This is a genomic window from Asticcacaulis sp. P2_B1 (assembly GCF_056404915.1).
This window is the reverse complement of record NZ_JBFUDD010000016.1, coordinates 1-19,806: the sequence shown is the minus strand read 5'-3', so window position 1 is coordinate 19,806 and position 19,806 is coordinate 1. Positions and strand designations below refer to the sequence as shown.

Genomic DNA, 19,806 nt, shown 5'->3' with positions numbered 1-19,806 from the left:
TTTAGGCAGCAAATTGCCGGCGCAAATCTTCCAGCGCGGTGGCGATGTGTTTGCGGGTCAATTCGGCCGCCTCATCGGTACGGCGTTCCAGCCAGGCTTCCAGGATAAGGGCATGCTCCTGGGTGGAAACGTCCTGACGGCCGGGCATTTCCAAATTCTTGCTGATATAGCGTTCCGCTATGACATTGAGGCGTTCGAGCATCTGCATGGTCAGCGGCTTTTGCGCCGGCCGCACGAGGGCGAGGTGAAAATTGCGATTATGCTTGGCGATCTCGTAGATCGATTTCCCCGCGGCGTAATCCAGGGCCTGCAGGGCTTCGCGCGCCCGCCTATGGTCGTCGTCATTGGCGGCCATGGCGGCCATGGCAACCGCCTCGGGCTCCAGCCGGAGGCGCAATTCGTAGACCTCCTCGGCTTCGGCCGCGGACATCGGGCGAACGAAAAAACCGCGATTGATCTGGGAAATCAGCAGGCCTTCCTGCTCCAGGCGAACAAAGGCTTCACGCAAGGGGATCTTGCTGACGCCGAATTCCGCCGCCAGGGCGTCCTGACGGATGGCGACGTCCTGGGGAAGTTTCCCGGTGACGATGCGCTCGCGTACGAGAACGAAAATCTGATCGACTAGGGTCTGAACGATGGGGGTCATGAAAGCCGCTGATGCAGGATCGTATACATATCACCTATCATCTATCGCCATATTTGGCCGCCAACTCAAATTACAATTAATTCAGATTGGTATTATTGGGCACGTATAGGTAGTTTTTAAAAACCAACTTGACGGGTTTCAGACAGCAAAACCCCCGCCTGCGGAACAGGCGGGGGTGCCGGAATGCTTGATTTTAAGCGAAAGGCTTACTGAACGAAACCGCCGACGCCGCCATCGAACACCATGTAACCCGAGCTGGACGAAGATTGCTGGCTGGCGATCTGGCGCTGCTTGGTGATGGTTTCAGTGCGGGTCAGGGTCAGGATCTTGATGCCGACGCCGAAACGACGCAGCAATGAGCGCTCATTGCATTGGCGTTGCGGGATTTGCACCTTGCAGCTCAGCTGGCCGTGCTCGAACCACAGGGCTTGGTTCTTGTCGCAGGTCATGTTCTTGCCGCCGTCGAAATTGATGTCGGTGCCGTTATAGTCGGAATAGGTCCATTGCATGTGCGTGCCGGCGATACAGCGATAGACTTCGCCGATATAGGCGTCTTCGATGTCGCGGCCCTGGAAGACCTGCGAGGCCGGGTGCGGCACGCCGGTGTCGTCGATGCACGAGGCTTCGATGATGGTCTGCTTGGTGAAGGACTGTTGTTCACTGTAGGATTCGAAGCTGGCCGCGGCATTACCGGTTTCGACAGCCAGGCCACCGACATTCTGGACATTGCCCGGGGTTTGCGACCAGTTGCCGTAGCCGCCGCCGTAGCTGGCGCCACTGCCGAAGCCGAAGGCCGAGGACGACGCGCTGGACTTGACGTTGACATTGACATTGACGTCGGTTTTGCCGCCACCACCGTGGTGACCGCCGCCGCCGCAGCCGCTATTGCAGGGGGGATGCGGGTTGTGCGGCGGAGTCGGCGGCGGAGGGGGCGGGCAGCCGGTGTTACAGGCGAGGGCCTGACCGGCGAGGGCCATCATGCCGGCGGCGAGCACCGCGGTGAAGATCGATTTAAAAACTGCGCGCATTCGGACGCTCCTTAGTGGCTTTCGTCGCCAGTCAAGCAAGAACCATACCGCTGCAAACTTGCCGTAATCTTAAGTTTTCCTCAGCTTTCAGGAGAATTTGAGCGTTTTCGGCAGCGATCTTGCCTCTGGAAGGCCAGAAGGAGATCGAGTTGCCCCATTCCAGCACAGTTTCATTCCTCAGCTATTGGCGCGGCCTGCAGACCACTTCTGACCGGGCGCCGTCGCGCGACCGCTTCGATCCGGCGCGGCTGAAGAGCCTGATACCGCAGATGATTATGATATCGACAGCCGAGCCGGCCTATCGCTTCCGCTTGTCGGGCGGCTTTCTCGTTGCCCTGCATGGCTATGAGCTGAAGGAAACCTCGTTCATGGGCCTGTTCCGCTCGCCGTTTCACGGTACGGTCGAGGCGGCGATCCAAATGAGCATCCGCCGTCAGCAACCGTTGATCATGACGGTCACGGCGCCGTGGCAGACCTTCCAGAGCGCCGACGGGGAGGGGCCGGCACAGTTGTCCCAAAGCGAGACGGTTTCGCTGGAAATTTGCCTGTGCCCCATGTTGAACCGTGACGGTCATGTCGATCGCCTGGTTGGAATCTATCAAACCTTGTCGCCGATGCCACAAAATCCGCACGGTACGATCGGACGCTATACCTTGATGGCGTCGCGTCTGCACGAACAGCAGCGTCATGTTCGCGCCGCTCACCTGCGCCTGGTGGTCTCCGAAGGCCTGCGCATAGCTTAGTTTTCCCTCAGGCCAGCGGGCCCGCGCAAATGTGCGCGGCGGGCGCTTGCCCTTGCCAACCGCTGGGGCCGGCGGAAGTTTGCCTTCATGCCACCTGGGCGGCTGGATATGGCTATTGCTTTTTAGCGCAATTCCGCGTCACGTCGGCTGTTCAGCAGCAGTGAGGCGCCCATGTCCAAATCCGAAAAGCCCAAATCTGAAAAACTCAGCAAGAAGCAGGAAGCCGAAGCCCGGCTGGAAAAGCTGCAGATCGCCCTGGTTGACACCCAGATATGGACCATGCAGAACGGCACCAAGGTCTGTATCTTGCTGGAAGGGCGCGACGCCGCCGGTAAGGACGGCGCCATCAAGCGCCTAACCGAATGTCTGTCGGTGCGCAACACCCAGATCATCGCCTTGCCCAAGCCGACAGATTTCGACAAGGGCGCCTGGTGGTTTCAGCGCTATGTCAATCACCTGCCGTCGACCGGACAATGGGTCGTCTATAACCGGTCGTGGTATAACCGCGCCGGTGTCGAACGGGTCATGGGTTTTTCCACCGCCGAGGAGCAGGAAATCTTCATCCGGGATGTGCCGGATTTCGAGGCGATGATCGTGCGCAGCGGCATCATCCTCATTAAGCTGTGGCTCGATATTTCGCGCGAAGAACAGAAGGAGCGCCTCGACGCGCGCCGCAACGACCCGCGCAAGCGGCTTAAGGTCAGCGATCTCGACCAAGTGGCGCAGGACCGTTGGAGCGATTATTCCGCGGCGCGCGACGACATGCTGCGCCGATCGCACCATGAAAAGGGGCCGTGGATCTGTGTGGCGACCGACAGCAAGACGAAGGCCCGGGAGCACATCGTCAGGCATGTGCTGAAGGTACTAGCCTGTCCTCGCGACGAGGACATTGCCGCGCCCGACCCCGATATCGTCTTTTCCTATGACGAGGTCATCGAAGGCCGCAAAAAACTCGAAAAATAAAGTGTTAAAGTAACGGTTTGTTGACCCTGATTTGTCACGATTCGCGCCTGTTCCGGTAAATTGCCGGAGCCTGAGACCACGAGACGAACAAAAGGTTCAGCATCGCGATGACGACCGCTACGCCGGCGACGGCCCTGATAGCCTCCAGGGATACGCGCCACCCCACAAAGCGCGCCGATCTCAAGGTATGTGGCGATTGTACCCTGTGCTGCAAGGTCTACGATGTCGACGACCTGGAGAAAAAGGCCGGCACCAAATGCAGCCATGTTCGCCCCGACGCCGGTTGCGGTATCTGGGGGCTGCATCCCAAAACCTGTCAGGACTTCAAATGCCTGTGGATCCGGCACGACGATATGAACGCCATGTGGCGGCCCGACCATGCTGGTTTCGTCCTGCGGCTTGAACCCAACGGCACGACCCTGGCCGTCGATGTCGACCAGGACCGTCCCACGGCCTGGCGCCAGCCCTATTATTACGACCAACTCAAGTTGTGGTCGGAGGTCATGCCGAAGAACGAAGGCCTGGTCATCGTCTACGCACCGGAAGGTATTTATGTTATAACGCCGATGGAAGATCTGTTCCTGAAATCGCCGAAGCGCGGGGATATCCTGGAGACCGGGATGGAAAACAGCCTGTTCGGCCTGCGTCCGTTCGCCCGCGTCATTCCGGCGCGTGAGGTCAAGAAGACCTTTACACATTCGCAAAAAAAGCGTGCCTGACAAAGCCGATTTGTGGCGTGCATAACAAAGCTGATTTACTATATGCATTCTGGGTAGTATAAGAATTTCGTAAGGATCGGCGGGTCGGCTGCGCACCGCCGCCTTTTTGTTGTGTGCCTGGCTTATTTTTAAATCATCCTCTGTTATAACGTAATTTATGAGCAATCCCGCAGCCAGACTGAAAATCAGCCCCGTCATGGCGAAGGCGTTGGCGCAGTGCCGCCCGCATTTTGTCAACGCGGCCATCTTTTCCTTCTTTATCAATATGTTGCAGTTGGCGCCGACCCTGTACATGTTGCAGGTCTACGGCCGGGTCGTGCCGACCGGCGGGATGTTGACCTTGGTCTATCTGACCATCATTCTCATCGTTTCGCTGGCCACCATGTCGTTCCTCGACAGCCTGCGCGGCCGGCTTTTGATGCGGTCCGGCCTGCGAATCGACAAGATATTGGCCGGGCAGGTGCTCAACCACCTCTATGCCCGAATCGGCAATACGCGGATGAATCAGGGCAGCACCCTGTTGCGCGAATTCGACGCCTTCAAACAAACGCTCAGCGGCGCCGGCATGGTAGCTCTGTTCGACCTGCCGTGGATCGTCATCTTCCTCGGCCTGGCCTTCTTCCTCAATGTCTGGCTGGGCGTTCTGTCCCTGGCCGGTGGCATCGCCCTGGCCCTGGTGACCTGGCTGAGCGAGCGTGCCTCTTATAAATATATCACGACCTCGGCCGAGGCCATGGCCAAGGCCTATCAGCGCCAGGAAGCCACCAGCCAGCGCGCCGACGTCGTGCGCGCGCTTGGTATGCGGCGTGCCCTGGTCAATGTGCAGTTGAAAGAGCGCCACGGCGCCATGGACGACCAGATTCGCGCCAATCTCAGCGTGTCGGGCTTCTCGACCATGTCGAAATTCCTGCGTCAGTTCCTGCAGTCGGTCGCCCTGGGCGTCGGCGCCTGGCTGGCTATCCATCAACAGATTTCGGCCGGCGCCATTTTCGCCGCCTCGCTTTTGATGTCGCGCTCGCTGACTCCGATGGAGCAAGTCATCAATTCGTGGCGTAGCCTGATCCGCGGCTACAATGCCTTCAAGGCGGTGGACAAAGCTCTGGGCGAAAACGAGGCCGCGCTGCCGTTGACGCAATTGCCGCGCCCCAAGGCGCTGATCGAGGTCGATGGTCTCAATATCGCTCACCCCGAACAAAAAGCCTATATACTGCAAGGCGTCAGCTTCAAGGTCATGCCCGGCGAACTGGTCGGTGTCGCGGGGGCCAGTGGCGCCGGCAAGTCGACTCTGGCGCGTGTCATGGTCGGCTGCGATGGTTACGATGTCGGCACGATCCGTTACGACGGCGCCGAACGCAAGGATTGGGATCCGGAAGTCCTGGCGCGCTATGTCGGTTACCTGCCTCAGGAAGCCTCTTTGTTCGCCGGCACTGTGCGCGACAATATCTGCCGCTTCGAAACCAATGAAAACGGCAATGACGACGATATCGACGAAGCCGTCATCGCGGCCGCCAAGATCGCCGGCGTTCATGACATGGTGTTACAACTGGCCAAGGGCTATAACACCGTCCTCGGCCTGAACGGGCAGGGGCTCTCGGGCGGTCAGGCCCAGCGTGTCGCCCTGGCGCGCGCGCTCTATCGCGACCCGCCGGTCCTGGTGCTCGACGAACCCAATGCCTATCAAGACAGCCAGGGCGAAGCCGCCCTGGTCGCCGCTATGTCGTCGGTGTGCGCGCGCGGCGGCAGCGTAGTCGTTATCGCCCACCGGACCAGCGTGCTGGAAAAGGCCAACAAGCTGCTGATGCTGGCCAATGGCCGCGTCCAGTTCTTCGGCACGCCGCAGGCGTGGGCCGAACTGCTGCACAAGCAACGCGCCGGCGGTGCGACTCTGGCCCCCATTCCCGGCGGCAAGGTAGGTTAAGACCATGCAATCGATCGATACCTTGCCCGAACCAGATGCCACCGGGCCGAAAGAGATCAAGCCGTGGAACCCGTTCGCCGGGCGCAAGCCGGTCGACGCGCTCGATAGCGCCGATGCACCGGGCGCCGACATCCGTCTGGGCGCCATCATCGTGTTCCTGTTCTTCGTCATCTTTCTCGGCTGGGCGGCTTGGGCGCGCGTCGATTCCGCCGTCTATGCCCACGGCACCATTGTGGTGACCGGTAATCGGCAGGAAGTGCAGCACAAGGAAGGCGGCACGGTGACCAGCCTGGCTGTTCACGAAGGCGATCACGTCACCAAGGGGCAGATACTGATGACCCTGGCCGGCGCCGAAACCGAAGCCAATGCCAATGCGCTGATGGCGCAATATATCGACCTGAAGGCCAAGGAAGCGCGACTTCTGGCCGAACAGGGTCAGATGAACGACTTCGCCACGCCGGCGGAGTTGACCGATCTCGGTCCGCAGTTCCAGCCCCTGGTCGACAGCGCGCTGCTTCTGCAGCACAAGACCATGACCGCCAACCGCAACTTCATGACGACGCAATTGGGTGTGCTGAATCAGCGCGTCCAGCAGACCCAGGAGCAGATTACCGGCAACCAGGAGCAGATGGCGTCCAACCTGAAGCAACAGGACCTGACCAAGGACGAACTGGTCGGCGTTCAGGATCTGCAGACGAAGGGCTTCGCGCCGATGACGCGCGTGCGGTCGCTGCAGCAGACGGTCGCCGGGCTTGAGGGCGATTATGGCCGCCTGCAAGCCAATGTGGCGACGGCGGGCGCCCAGATCGGCGAAACCAAGATGCAGGCCGTGTCGGTCCAGAAGCAGTTCCTCGACCAGGTCATGTCGGATCTCAGCGACACCCAGACCAAGCTCAAGACTATGGAGCCGCAATTGATCGCGGCCCGTTCCGCTTTCGAACATCTTCAGGTCCGCGCCACGGCGACCGGTAAGGTGATGGGGCTGTCGATCTTTACGCAGGGTGGCGTCATCGCGCCGGGCCAAAAGCTGATGGATATCGTTCCCGACGCCACGCCCCTGGTCATCAATGCCATGGTCGAAACCAAGGACGGCAACGACGTCCGCGCCGGCCAGGATGCCCAGGTCCGCTTTACGTCCTTGCACGAACGGGACGTGCCGATCCTTAAAGGCAAGGTGCTCGACATTTCGGCCGACAGTTTCAGCGACAAGGACACCAACAAGTCCTTCTATATGGCGCGTATCGAGATCAGCCCGGAAACCTTCGCTACGCTGGCGCGGATCATCAAGAACCCGCAGACGCTCAAGCCCGGCCTGCCGGTCGAGGTCGTGGTGCCGCTGCGTAAGCGCACGGTCCTGCAATACCTGCTGGAACCCTTGAATCAGTCGCTGTGGAAGACATTCAGAGAGAGCTGATAGGGCTGGCCGTGAGCGTTCATAGCATTTAAGTTGTAAATTGACCGTCATTGCCGGACCAGATAGTCAAAGGCACCGAGGCGTTTAGACACAACGGTCTTTGAGTTGGGGGATGACATTGGCTGGCACCATAACGGGTACAAGCTATTCGGACGTACTGGCGGGCGGGGCCGGCGACGATACACTTTACGGATTAGGGGGCGCTGACCGGCTTGACGCCGGCGCAGGCGGGACGGACACCATTGACGGCGGCGACGGCGACGATACCGTAACGGTCAGCTATGTGTCGGGCGGCAATGCGACCGTTACCGCCGGCACCGGCAACGATCGCATCAATCTGGATATTGATTATTCGTCCAGGGCGACTGTCGACGGCGGCAGCGGCAACGACTTTATTTCGGTACACGGCGTGGGCGCGGTCAACCTGACCCTGGGAACGGGCACGGATATCCTTGACCTGGCCGGGGGCCGGGAAGGCGTCATAACGGTAACTGATTTTCAGTCGGGCGACGGCGGCGATGTCCTCGACCTCACGGCCTGGCTTGCCATAGCCTTGCCGGGTTGGGACCAGACGACGAATCCATTCTCGCTTGGTCTCGTCCGTATGGTCATGTCGGGTGGCAATGCCGCCCTGCAGATCAACAATGTCGGCTGGCGCGATGTGGTTGTTCTCGACAATGTCAATGTCGGCGATCTGACGGCCTATAATCTGTCCGGGTGCGACGTGAACGGTGGCCCGCTGACAGGTCAATTCCTGACCGGGTACTATGTCAACGGCACGATCGGTGGCGACACGATTCAGGGAACCGACAGCGGCGACACGCTCAATGGCGGTGCCGGTGACGATGTCATCGACGGCGGTTACGGTATCGACACCCTGACCGGCGGCGGCGGTCGTGACACCTTCCTCATTTTTGCTATCGACGTCTATGGCGACCACATTACGGATTACCATGCGGGTGAAGACACCGTTGTGGTGCATGCATCGGCGATAACCAAGTCGGTTGAGGCCCGCGTTGAAGGTCAGTGGCAACTCACCCTGACCTTCGATAATGGCGAGTCCGTGGTGTTGGACGGCTTTCGTGTCGCCGATATCGGCAGTTTGAACATCGAGTTCCTGAGCAAGGATTTGCCTGCGGCGCCGGTGATATCGACATCGGTCGCCGCCACCGATAGCGTGGTTTTGACCAATGCCGACACCGGTTACAGCCTGGACGCCGGTTCTACCCTGCACGTCGTCAATGATACGGGCTACGCCATTGGCCTTAATGCGCCTCTGAAGACTGAAAATGTCACGATTGCCGGTACGCTGGTGGCGGAGAACGATGTCGTCATCCGAGGCATGAGGAACCAGGCGCCTTCGGGAACCAGCGGCCGTTCGAATGTGACCATCATAGCCACGGGGCATGTCCTCGTCCATGGCGGCTCGGGCGCCTACGGCTATGACGGCAATCTGTGGAATTTCAATAATGCCGGTGACATGACGGTTGTCGCCGATGCAATCGACGGGATTGCTATTGGGGTCAGTGCGTTCGAGGTCGACGGAACGGTGGGCTTCAACAATACCGGGCATATATTTGTTTATGGTACGCAGTCCGCGGTCGGATTTTCATCCCAATACTATAATCCTGCCTTCAGCAATGCCGGGACGATCGAGGCCTATGGCGGTACGGCAACGGCGATATCACTGGGCGTGGTAAAGGGCAATATTGTAAACTCAGGGACTATCCGTGCCACTGCCAGCCATGAAACCAGTTTCGGAATCCAGTTCGGCACGATCGGCGGCCAGAATAACGGACATTTCATCAACTCCGGCACGATCGACGCGGATGTCGCTATTTCCGTCATCTACGACATCCAGGCACTCGGCCAGGCCAATATGTCAGCGCAGACTATCGACAACACGTCTTCGGGCAAGATCTTCGGCGACATCGACCTGAATTTCGGCAAGGACGTCGTCAATAATGCCGGCCGCATAGAAGGTTCGATCGATCTAGGCGATGGTCAGGACAAGCTGACTAACGCGGGCACGCTGGTCGGAACGGTAAGTCTGGGCAGCGGTAACGACACCTACAACAGCCTGACCGGGCATCACGACAACGGCGCCGTGTACGCCGGGTTTGGCGACGATATAGTCCAAGCCGGTAGCGGAACACAGTATCTTTTCGGCGAGGATGGCAACGACCATATCGACGGCGGCGCCGGCGACGACTGGATCGATGGCGGGCGCGGCGACGACACGCTGGCCGGCGGTGCAGGCAGGGACATCTTGTCCTACAGGTCGTCGACGGCGGGTGTAACCGTCGACCTAGTATCGGGTTCGGCTGCTTCGGCGGCCGGCAACGACAGCCTTTTCGGTTTTGAAGGGGTGATCGGAAGCCGATACGGTGACGTGCTGCGTGGTGGAAGCGCGGCCGATGCCTTACAAGGGGACGGCGGCGATGATGTGATCGCCGGTCGTGACGGCGACGATGTGCTCGCCGGCGGCCACGGCAATGATACGATTACGGGCGGCGCGGGCAATGACACGATTATCTACAATGCCGGCGATGGCCAGGACGTCATAACGGATTTTATCATCGGCCAGGATGTTTTGCACATAGGCGGCTATTCCAGTTTTTCAAGCTTGGCCCAGGATGGCAACGACGCGCGGATGACATTCGCGGACGGCGGCTCCATCCTGCTGAAGAACGTCCAGGCGGCCAGCTTGACCTCGGCCAGCTACAGTTTTGGCGCCAGCACGACCCAGGCCCTGGCAGCCGATCCGGGCACGCCCGTGGAAGATGGGCAAACCATCGCCTTTTTGGAAAATTTCACGATTAATGCCGATGAGGTCTTTGATCTCTCGGGTAACGAATACGGACTTGTGTCGCGGTTGTCGGGCAGCCTTTATAACGCTGGGTCCATCAACCTGACATCGGCGGGTTATGCCTTGGGTGTCGCTATGGACTCGCCGGCCACCGGTCCATCCGGCGCGATTTTCGTCAATGAGGCGACGGGACGTCTTCATGTCGAAACCACTCAAATCGGTGGCGGAACGGCTACCGGCGTCTATACGCCTGACCGGACCATGGATGTGGACAATCGTGGCCTGATAGAGGTTGTTTCGGTCAATAATGCCTTCGGGCTATCCCTGAACGGGAACCACACGCATATTACAAACAGCGGCACGCTGCATGTGCGGGCGGATGGGGCGGCGCTCGGGGTTGATGCCTACGATACCGATGCGATTACCAACAGCGGCACAATCCTTGTTGAGGGGCGTACCGAAGCCTACGGCATCAATACCTCGGCCCAACATGCCTCGACCATTGTCAATTCAGGTGTGATTTCGGTCTCCGCCAATCCGGGCGTTGTTACCTACGGCATTTTCACAACAACTTATTCGACTTTTGGGCTGTATATTACCAATAGCGGTTCAATCCATGCCGTGGTGGCGATCGATTCTACAGTTTTGCTGCTCAACAATTCCGGCAGCATCCAGGGAGATATGCGCAGTGAAAGCGGCCAAGCCGACAGTTTCGTCATCAATTCAGGGATCATCGCCGGTAATATCACCCTCGCCGCGGGCAACGATCTTTTCGACGGCCGGGCAGGCACGCTAAATGGTTCGGTTAGTGGAAACGCCGGTAACGATATCTTCTACGGCGGCGCGGGTACCAACCAATTCCTGGGCGGCGACGGCAATGACACCTTCCTTACGGGGGGCGGCAGCAATAGCTTTGACGGCGGAGCCGGCAACGACCTGTTCCTGGCCCACGGCGGCGCACTGAACGCCACCTTTACCGGCGGTGCTGGCACGGACATTGCCGATTTTTCGGAAGGCATGATGGCGATCTCGCTCACGCTGGGGGATGGTGCGCACGCGATGTCAGGCTTTGGCACCGTAACCTTTACTGGTGTCGAAGGCGCGATCGCTACCCGGTACAATGACCAACTCACCGGTTCCGCCGGCGCCGACATCTTGGCGGGGGGGCTGGGTGACGACATGCTGACCGGCGGTGGTGGGGCTGATACCTTCCGCTTCAAAGCGGGCGACGGCCATGACGTCATTGCCGATTTCAGTGCCGACGACACGATCGATTGCAGCCTGTCGCAAGGCTTCACCGGTTACAGCGCATTGGATCAGGTTGGCGACGATACGCGCGTCACCTTTGCCACGGGCGATACGCTGACGTTGCGTGGCGTCCAGGCATCCACCTTGACCGCGGCCAATTTCGACCTCTTCGTAGCGGATGCCATGCACGTATTTTACGGCAGCGGGGCGAACGATATTCTTGTCGGAGGGGCCGGAGACGATACGCTCTACGGCTGGACCGGCGATGACGTTCTATTTGCGGGCAACGGTCAGAATCGTCTCTATGGTGGTCCCGGCAACGACGTCCTGCACGGCGGAGATGGGACGGTCTTTTCGACCCTTTATGGCGAAGCGGACAATGACGTTTTCTTCGGCGGAGGCGGAAATAATATTTTTTATGGCGGCGACGGCGTCGATACGGTGAACTACTCCGACCAGGAGGCTGCGGTGGTGGTCTTTTTGGGAACCGCGACACAACCCGATTTGGGGGACGCGACCAAGACCGGTGGAATGCAGGACGGTCTGCATTCCGTTGAAAACGCAATCGGGTCGGCGTTCAACGATTCCCTGACCGGTTTCTCCGGTAGCAACCGCCTGGAAGGCGGCGACGGTAATGATGTGATCGACGGAGGCGCCGGTGCCGACACCATGATCGGCGGCAATGGCAACGACACCTATTACGTCGACAACAGCGGCGATATCGTCACCGAAATGCATGGCGGCGGCAGCGATACGGTCGTCAGTTCGCGGACCTATGCGTTGAGTTCCGAGGTCGAGAAGCTGACCTTGACCGGCACCGGCAATACTGCCGGCACCGGCAACACCCTGAACAACACCATCATCGGCAATGACGGCAATAACAAGCTGATCGGCGGCGAGGGCAATGACAGCCTGGGCGGCGGCCTGGGTAATGATACATTGGACGGCGGCAAGGGGGGCGACACCATGAAGGGGGGGCAAGGCGACGACCGCTACTATGTCGACAACAAGCTCGATGTCGTCACCGAATACGGCAACTCCGGCAATGATACGATTGCGATCAACGGCACGTACACCTTGGGCGCCAATATCGAGAACCTGATCCTCACCGGCTCCGGCGTGCGCTTCGGCACCGGCAATACCCTCGACAATCACCTGACCGGCAATGTCGGCAACAACACCCTGGGCGGCGCCGACGGCAATGACGTCATCGATGGCGGCAAGGGCATGGATGCCATGCGTGGCGGCAACGGCAACGACACCTTCTATGTCGACAATGCTGGCGACACCGTGGCCGAATATTCCGGCCAGGGCGTCGACAGTGTCTTCAGCTCGGTGAGCTTCGTCCTCGGCAACAATGTTGAGCACCTGACCCTGACCGGAGCCGCCAATCTTAACGGAACCGGCAACGGCCTGGCCAATATCGTAGTCGGCACCAAGGGGAATAACAGCCTGACTGGCGGCGCCGGCAACGATACCCTGACCGGCGGAACGGGTGCCGACACCTTCGTCTTCGGCGTCCATAGCGGCGTCGACACTGTCACCGATTTTTCGGCGGGCGAGGGTGATAAGATCGATGTCACCGCCTATACCCACGGCACGCCGCACACGGCCTTCATCACCCAGGTGGGACTCGATTCAGTGATCGACCTGGGCGGAGGGAACGTCATCACCGTGCAGAACACGACATCCACAGATGCCGCCTTCCTCAGCCATATCGTTTGGTAACTCAGATTTGTAAGAAGCGAAATTAATCTCTCATGATACCGTTCCGGACATAAAAAAGGCGGAGGACGTAATCATGGCTGACATCATCGGTACCGACGGCAACGACACACTGACCGGCACGACCGGCTCGGACCAGATCACCGGCTTGGGTGGGAATGACACGCTGGACGGTGACATCGGCGCCGACGACATGGCGGGCGGGACAGGTGACGACAGCTACTATGTCGACAATGTCGGCGATGTCGTTAGCGAGGCTGTCAATGCAGGGACCGATAGCGTCTTTTCGCATATCAGTTATACCCTGACGACCAATTTCGAAAAGCTCACCTTGCTGGGCGACGGCGACTTCTCGGCCACCGGCAACGCCCTCGACAACCGGCTGACCGGCAATTTCGGTGATAATTGGCTGGATGGCGGAATCGGGGCCGACGTCATGATCGGTGGACCGGGGGCCGATACCTATATTGTCGATAATGCCGGTGACCTGGTTGTTGAATATGGCGACAAGGGTATCGATACGGTTAGGGTGGCCTTTTCCTACACCCTGAACGACAATGTCGAAAATCTCACCCTGACCGGAACGACCGGCCGCCAGGGCAGCGGCAACGCCATGGCCAACCTGCTGACCGGCACAGTGGGTAACGATGTCCTGCGCGGTAATGCCGGCAATGATGTGCTCAAAGGCGAAGGCGGCGCCGATGCCATGTACGGCGGCCTGGGTGACGACACCTTCTGGGTCAACAGCGCCGATGACAAGGTCTACGACTATACCGGCCAGGGGACGGATACAGTTATGTCGTCCGTGACCTACGGTCTCACCGGCACCAGCATCGAAAACCTGACCCTGGTCGGTTCCGCCGCCATCAATGCTTCGGGCAATGGCCTCGACAATGTCCTCACCGGCAATGACGCGGCAAATGTTTTCAGCGGCGGTGGTGGCAATGATGTCTTTGCCGGTCATGGTGGGGATGACCTGTACTGGGTGGACAGTGCTGGCGACAGCGTGGTCGAAGCCGCCGGCGGTGGTAACGATACGGTCATGTCGTCGATCGATTACGACCTGTCGGGAAGTTTCATCGAGAATTTAATTTTGACGGGTTCAAGCGACCTTTCAGCGACAGGCAATTCGCAGGCTAACCATCTGGCCGGCAACGGTGGTAGCAATGTCTTGGATGGCGGCTTTGGCAACGATTTTATCGACGGTGGCGCCGGTGCGGACCGCATGCTCGGTGGCAAGGGTGACGACGCCTATTATGTCGATAATACCGGCGACGTGATTTATGAGGACGATAATCAAGGCAACGACACCGTTTACTCGTCCGTCTCCTATAGCCTGCATAGAGGGCTGGAGACCTTGGTGCTAACCGGAACGGCCGACATCGACGGTACCGGTGACGGCTATGGCAACACGTTGATAGGCAATAGCGGCGACAACCATCTCGCCGGAGGGCGGGGAACCGACTATTATACCGGCGGCTTCGGTGCGGATACCTTTGTCCTGGGACCTCTGCCTGGGCCAGATTACATCTTGGATTTTTCCGCTGCCGAAGGTGACATGATCGACTTGAGTGCGAATACTCATGGTCATTTTCCTTCGATTATCATTTCAACTTACGTGAGCATTAATGGTATCAATTATCTCGAACTTTCATTCAACAATCTGTATGTAAACACTATTTTTCTAGCGAATGTAACTGACAACAGCGATTTCCGCAGCCACATCATCTGGTAACAAAAAAGCGCCGGGCGATGAACCCGGCGCTTCTTCATCTGAAATCGTTAGATATCAGTGGCTCGAACCGCTGACATAGTAGGTCGCGCTGTTGCCAGTGGCGCGCGCCGTCGAGACGATCGAGCGGCCTTGACCGACCGTCGCTGTCGCCGTGGCGTTGACGTCGGAATTGTTGACCTGGTTGCTGTTGACACCCATGTCGGCGCGGCATTCGGCGCAGGCATAGGCCAGGGCCTGATTGCCGGTCGCGTCGGCCGAGACATAGCCGTCATAACCGCTGGTGCCGTCGAACGAGGCCGAGACGTCGACGCCGCCGGACGAGACCTGGTCGTTGTCGATGCGGACATAGATGTCGTTGTCGCCGGCCGCCAATTGATTACCGATACCTGTGGCCGAAGCGTAAGCTGAACCGTATTCGTAGGACTGCACGACCGCTTGGGATTGGACGGCGCCGTTTTGAACCTGGTGGTTGTCGACAACCAGGGAGCCGCCCTGGTTTTGCAGGTTGTTGTTATTGGCAACCGCCGTGGCGGAGCCCGACACATCCCACATATTGCCGCCGAAAACTTCGCTGCGCGCCATGGTGTCGCCATTGGCCGTTTGGGTCACCGTATGCTCTTGCGAGCCGCGGTCGCCACTGTAGGAACCATAGTAGTTATTGGTGGCGCTGGCATTATAGGCGTTGGGCGAGGGCGAATAGTGCACGATCGCCGAGGCATTCGACTTGGCGTCGGTGTCCGAGGTCTGCACAGCCGTCGAATCGAGGCGGCCATTGGTCACTTCGTAGGCCATGTGGTTGACCTCGGTCGTGGCGTTGCCTTCACCGCTGATATAGATGGCGTTGTTCGGCGCGTTGATGGCGCTGGTCGCGATAACGGCGTCGGCCGTGGCCGTCTGGGTCGTATTGGCGCTCAGATTGCCCTGATCCGCTACGAAGGCGCCGTAATTGCCGACGGCCTGGGTCGTGACATAGACGGGCGTGCCCAGGGACAGATCCTCGGCGCCGGTATTGGTGCCGTTGACTTCGGCCACGGCGCGAATGGTGCCGCGGACGATCTGGGTCGAATGCAAGGTGGCATCGACGTTTTGATTGCCGCCCATCATGGCATTGCCAGTGGCAGCGCCCTGCGCCTGGGTCAGGCCGTCGTTTTCGACAACATTCAAGGTCTGGATCGACGACACGGCGCCGACCTGGTCCTGATTGTTGTCGACGGTCAGGCCCGGGACAGTGGTGTCCGGGACGTCCTGGGCGTTAGTAGCGTGAGCCGTCAGCAGCAACGCGGTCGTCGCCATGAGCGCGACGGCCAGACGTGTTGCCGACATCCTGCCAGCGAGTGGGGTCCGCGCGCGTAACAGCATTGTTGCTCTCCAGATTGTCGTAGGCCGGGGTCAAGCCGCCCGTGGCGCCGATGGTGGCGTTATTGAGGAAGTCGTTTTGCGGATCGAGGCAGACCTCGGGACCGGAGACGCCGTACAGATTGGCCATGAATTCCAAAGTGGCGCGTTCGATCATCGAACGGACCGCCAGTTGCATGGGTTCAAGCGCGCCCTGGCCGCCGGAAATGTCGAAGATATTGCCGTTCAGGATGTCGAAAACACCGGCCTTGATTTCGCGGCCGACGATCTGCTTCTGATAGGAGATGACATCGACGACTTCGAGCGTGCGGGTGTCGACCAGACGCAGGTCGATGGCGACGTTCATGACATAGGTGCGGCCCGAGAACAGGCCCTTGACGCCAGCATCCTTGACTTCGCCGGCATAGGCGTCGACGCCCGAGGAGCGGATATTGTAGTTCAGCTCGGTGATGCCGCCGACGATGAAGAAGTCGGAACCCGCAACCTGACCGGCCATGATCTTGCGGTAATCGGCAGGCACGTTCGGATTGGCGACCGGAGCGTCGGTGATCAGCTTGTTATTGGCGTATTTCAGTTCCAGCTCGCCGACCGAGGTATCGAAACGTTCGACCTGGCGGGCGCCGGACTTGGCCAGGGCGGTCATCGCCATGAGCGAAGCGCCCTGGGTAATTTCACGGCCGCCTTCCAGCGACACCTTGCCGGTGTAGTCGGAGATACGGCCGACGGCGATGCGTGGCGAGGCCAGGCGGTGCGAGCGGGCATAGCCGCCGAGGCAGACCAGCGCGTCGGAATAGGCCGTCGCATTGGCCGTCACCGGCGCCGTGCCGATCGGGTTCTTGTAGAGGCCATTGTCATTAACGCCGGGCGTGGTCATACAGCCCGTCAAGGCAACGCTCATGGCGGCCAGGCTGATAACGCCGAGGGTCAGTTTCCGGAACGCCGGCTTTTTGGCCGTCTTTGCGTTTTGCATGTGTGTCTCAGAAGCCATTGAGGTTAACCTGTCCGTTTAAAGAGGAATCCGTGGTGGTCGTGCCCGTCGGCGCCGTAACGGTCGTGCCGTTGGACGTTGCGGTGACGTTACCGTTGTTGGTTTGGGTCGAGTGGATGACGACAGTGTTGTAACTGCCGTTCACCGTGACCTGTAAATTGTTGCCGATGGCCGTGGCGCCGCCCAGCGCGCCGGCGCCGGAATAACTGTCGCCCGCACCCATGGTCTTGCCGAAGGCATAGACGCTGTTGTCGGTGCCGGTGACCATCATGCCGTCGATGAGGATGCGATTGCCGTTGGCGTCGCGTGTCGACGGGTCGATGGCATTCTGCATTTCATTGCGCGCCAGGCCGTAGCCGGTTTCGAAAGAAGCGGCCTTCGTGTTCATGGACTGAGCATGGGCTGCGCCGGAAATTGCACCCGTAACAACGCCGAGGGTCAAAACACCCGCCAGTACCGATTTCGTCGTTAACGACATAAGACGCTCCTTGTGCCCTGGCCAAAACGCCTGGGACAGGCGGTCTTCCAGCAATTCAGGTGCCAATGTCGGTGAGAACCTTAAAAATTAGGTGTATTTCAGGGATTTGCAGGCATTAATTTGATTTTTACAGGCTTTTTGCCAGAGTTGGGCCGCCCCGAGACGGCGTAAAAACGCCCGTCGAGGGTCATATATGACCAATTTGGTGCAGGGAAGAGTCTCAAAATATGACAGATACGCGAAATCCGCCGCCCGGACGTCCGGAAGGAGCGGGACATGAACCGGCCTTTAATGTGCCGCTGATCGCTATATGTCTGCCTGTCGTCATTGTCGCGGCGTTTGCCTGGCTGGCTTCGGTGGGCCACAACGAACAGATTCTGATGATCGCTTCCTTCGGCCTCAATCCGGTCACCGTGCGCTCGGGCGGCTGGGAGCTGCTCTTTACCTATATGCTTCTGCATGGCAGCTGGTCGGGCGTCCTGGTCAATGCGGTTTTTATATTGGTGTGCGGCGCTTCGCTGGCGCGCGCCATGGGCCGACGGGTAATGTCGGTCGTCTCCTATCTTGTCTTCTTTCTGATTTGCGGCGTGGCGGCGGGCCTTGGCTTTTGCCTGTTGCACGCCTTCGACAATATTACGGTCATCGGCGCGTCAGGCGCCATGTGCGGCTTATTGGGTGCCGCCGTACGTCTTCCGGTGTTCGACGACAAGCCGGGTACGTTCAAGTCGTTGATYCATCCGCGCGTGGTCGGCATGACGGCGTTTATATGTATATATAGTGCAATCGTCGCACTGACCCACGGCGGCGCCCGGCAGCCGAGTCTGGAGATGGCGTGGGAAGGGCACCTGGCCGGTTACTTCGTCGGCTTGTTACTTGTGGAACCGTGGTTAAAAGTCTTTCACCGTAACGACTTCACGACAAGTTGACGTTGGGAATTGTCCATCCTTGTTGCTTTTTTGGCGAAGCAGGACGACCCTCACTATGCGAGGTCTTTCATAAAGACAACATCCATATGGGAGGATGCCATAATGCTGATCAATCAGCTTCTCAATGCCAAGGGACGCCAGGTTTTTACTGTTACGCCCGATGATACATTATCCGCCGTCGCTGCGTTACTTTATACGCGCAAAGTAGGTGCGTTCGTCGTCACCGATCGCGTCGGGCGCGTGGTCGGCATTATTTCGGAACGCGATATTATCCGCGCCATTGCCACAACAGGCGCTGAATCCCTGACCCAGGCGGTCAGCACGATCATGACGCGGGACGTCGTCTCGGCCAATCTCGGCGAAAGCGTCGAGGTGCTGTTGGGCCGCATGACCGACCGCCGCATCCGCCACCTGCCGGTGATGGAAGGGGCGCGCCTGGTCGGAATCGTTTCGATCGGCGATCTGGTCAAGGCCAAGATCATGGTGACCGAGCAGGAAGCCCATAGCCTCAAGGCCTATATCGCCGCCGGCTAACTCCCTGTCTCTATATATAGGCGGCGGATGAAGCGGGCAGGGCGTTATCTTGCCTCTTATATAACCGTGCTCGGTGAGAAAAATGCGGATTGTTGAATTTAGGGGTTGCGACTCTGATCGTCAGCCACTAGATACCGCCCCTCGCTGTTACGCACCTTACTCCGGTTCGCGACGAAGGCGGTTTTTGAGTTTGTAAAAATTCAATTAACGCTTGATGCCGGTAGGAAAAGGGACTAGAACAGCGCTTCTTCTGATTCCGACAGGATCCCGAAGGATTATCACCTAAGATAATCCGACGTGAATTTGTTGTCTCTGCTTTTCAAAATGGTCCTAAACGACCCTGTGGAAAACAAAGAAAAATTGGTTGACACGAAATTGGCGCTTCACTAAAAGGGCGCCTCCTCTGACGACTAGGATTTAAGTTGTTCCCGCGGCCAACTCGGTTGGCCCGGTGTCGGTCTTTGACATTGTAGTTATGGAAAGAGAATCGCAGGCGGCGGTGTTCTGGCGAATATGTTGAGATACATATTCAAACGACATTTGTGTTTGCGGTCTTTTTATAGACAACCATTAGGT

The 19,806-nt window shown here is 58.8% G+C and carries 14 protein-coding genes; 9 read left to right on the top strand and 5 right to left on the bottom strand.

Features of this window, described 5'->3' with window-relative positions; genetic code table 11:
* Position 1: 1 nt before the first annotated feature.
* Positions 2 to 646 carry a GntR family transcriptional regulator gene (locus AC1DX3_RS21860; protein WP_476991469.1) on the bottom strand — a complete coding sequence of 215 codons (645 nt, stop codon included), beginning with the start codon at positions 644 to 646 and terminating at the stop codon, positions 2 to 4.
* A gap of 206 nt (positions 647 to 852) precedes the next feature.
* Entirely contained in the window at positions 853 to 1,674 is an 822-nt protein-coding gene (locus AC1DX3_RS21855) for a hypothetical protein (RefSeq protein ID WP_476991468.1), read from the bottom strand.
* Between the two features lie 149 nt (positions 1,675 to 1,823).
* Here AC1DX3_RS21855 and AC1DX3_RS21850 point away from each other — a divergent pair, with 149 nt between their 5' ends.
* From AC1DX3_RS21850 to AC1DX3_RS21820, 7 genes are all read left to right on the top strand, one after another.
* On the top strand, positions 1,824 to 2,417 hold the full coding sequence (locus AC1DX3_RS21850; RefSeq protein WP_476991467.1) for a PAS domain-containing protein: 594 nt from the start codon (positions 1,824 to 1,826) through the stop codon (positions 2,415 to 2,417).
* A 171-nt stretch (positions 2,418 to 2,588) separates the two neighbouring features.
* Positions 2,589 to 3,380 (top strand): polyphosphate kinase 2 family protein, encoded by a 792-nt coding sequence (locus AC1DX3_RS21845; RefSeq protein ID WP_476991466.1) that lies wholly within the window; start codon positions 2,589 to 2,591, stop codon positions 3,378 to 3,380.
* A 107-nt stretch (positions 3,381 to 3,487) separates the two neighbouring features.
* Positions 3,488 to 4,099: a hypothetical protein gene (locus AC1DX3_RS21840; protein WP_476991465.1), complete on the top strand. Its 612-nt coding sequence runs from the start codon at positions 3,488 to 3,490 to the stop codon at positions 4,097 to 4,099.
* A 157-nt stretch (positions 4,100 to 4,256) separates the two neighbouring features.
* Positions 4,257 to 6,017 carry a type I secretion system permease/ATPase gene (locus AC1DX3_RS21835; protein ID WP_476991464.1) on the top strand — a complete coding sequence of 587 codons (1,761 nt, stop codon included), beginning with the start codon at positions 4,257 to 4,259 and terminating at the stop codon, positions 6,015 to 6,017.
* A 4-nt stretch (positions 6,018 to 6,021) separates the two neighbouring features.
* Positions 6,022 to 7,431, top strand: coding sequence for an HlyD family type I secretion periplasmic adaptor subunit (locus tag AC1DX3_RS21830; protein WP_476991463.1), 1,410 nt, complete (start codon positions 6,022 to 6,024; stop codon positions 7,429 to 7,431).
* Positions 7,432 to 7,543: 112 nt separating this feature from the next.
* Entirely contained in the window at positions 7,544 to 13,216 is a 5,673-nt protein-coding gene (locus AC1DX3_RS21825; RefSeq protein ID WP_476991462.1) for a hypothetical protein, read from the top strand.
* Between the two features lie 73 nt (positions 13,217 to 13,289).
* Entirely contained in the window at positions 13,290 to 14,948 is a 1,659-nt protein-coding gene (locus tag AC1DX3_RS21820; protein ID WP_476991461.1) for a calcium-binding protein, read from the top strand.
* Between the two features lie 54 nt (positions 14,949 to 15,002).
* On the opposite strand, the gene hfaD is transcribed toward AC1DX3_RS21820, so the two are convergent.
* Genes hfaD through hfaA form a run of 3 tightly spaced genes read right to left on the bottom strand, consistent with a single transcriptional unit; the run spans position 15,003 to position 17,770 of the window.
* A complete protein-coding gene (gene hfaD, locus AC1DX3_RS21815) occupies positions 15,003 to 16,271 on the bottom strand; it encodes a holdfast anchor protein HfaD (protein WP_476991460.1) in 1,269 nt (422 codons plus the stop codon).
* Entirely contained in the window at positions 16,201 to 17,274 is a 1,074-nt protein-coding gene (gene hfaB / locus AC1DX3_RS21810) for a holdfast anchoring protein HfaB (protein ID WP_476991459.1), read from the bottom strand. Before hfaB ends, hfaD begins: the two co-directional genes overlap by 71 nt.
* Positions 17,275 to 17,281: 7 nt before the next feature.
* Entirely contained in the window at positions 17,282 to 17,770 is a 489-nt protein-coding gene (gene hfaA / locus AC1DX3_RS21805) for a holdfast anchoring protein HfaA (RefSeq protein WP_476991458.1), read from the bottom strand.
* 227 nt (positions 17,771 to 17,997) lie between these two features.
* Here hfaA and AC1DX3_RS21800 point away from each other — a divergent pair, with 227 nt between their 5' ends.
* Positions 17,998 to 18,696: a rhomboid family intramembrane serine protease gene (locus AC1DX3_RS21800; RefSeq protein WP_476991457.1), complete on the top strand. Its 699-nt coding sequence runs from the start codon at positions 17,998 to 18,000 to the stop codon at positions 18,694 to 18,696.
* 102 nt (positions 18,697 to 18,798) lie between these two features.
* Complete coding sequence (locus AC1DX3_RS21795; RefSeq protein WP_476991456.1) at positions 18,799 to 19,230, top strand: CBS domain-containing protein; 432 nt, start codon at positions 18,799 to 18,801, stop codon at positions 19,228 to 19,230.
* The last annotated feature ends 576 nt before the right edge of the window (positions 19,231 to 19,806 follow it).

Coding starts and splice junctions, on each gene's coding strand:
- AC1DX3_RS21860 (WP_476991469.1), bottom strand. CDS start 646: ATGACCCCCATCGTTCAGACCCTAGTCGATCAGATTTTCGTTCTCGTA.
- AC1DX3_RS21855 (WP_476991468.1), bottom strand. CDS start 1,674: ATGCGCGCAGTTTTTAAATCGATCTTCACCGCGGTGCTCGCCGCCGGC.
- AC1DX3_RS21845 (WP_476991466.1), top strand. CDS start 2,589: ATGTCCAAATCCGAAAAGCCCAAATCTGAAAAACTCAGCAAGAAGCAG.
- AC1DX3_RS21840 (WP_476991465.1), top strand. CDS start 3,488: ATGACGACCGCTACGCCGGCGACGGCCCTGATAGCCTCCAGGGATACG.
- AC1DX3_RS21835 (WP_476991464.1), top strand. CDS start 4,257: ATGAGCAATCCCGCAGCCAGACTGAAAATCAGCCCCGTCATGGCGAAG.
- AC1DX3_RS21830 (WP_476991463.1), top strand. CDS start 6,022: ATGCAATCGATCGATACCTTGCCCGAACCAGATGCCACCGGGCCGAAA.
- AC1DX3_RS21825 (WP_476991462.1), top strand. CDS start 7,544: ATGACATTGGCTGGCACCATAACGGGTACAAGCTATTCGGACGTACTG.
- AC1DX3_RS21820 (WP_476991461.1), top strand. CDS start 13,290: ATGGCTGACATCATCGGTACCGACGGCAACGACACACTGACCGGCACG.
- hfaD (WP_476991460.1), bottom strand. CDS start 16,271: ATGTCGGCAACACGTCTGGCCGTCGCGCTCATGGCGACGACCGCGTTG.
- hfaB (WP_476991459.1), bottom strand. CDS start 17,274: ATGCAAAACGCAAAGACGGCCAAAAAGCCGGCGTTCCGGAAACTGACC.
- hfaA (WP_476991458.1), bottom strand. CDS start 17,770: ATGTCGTTAACGACGAAATCGGTACTGGCGGGTGTTTTGACCCTCGGC.
- AC1DX3_RS21795 (WP_476991456.1), top strand. CDS start 18,799: ATGCTGATCAATCAGCTTCTCAATGCCAAGGGACGCCAGGTTTTTACT.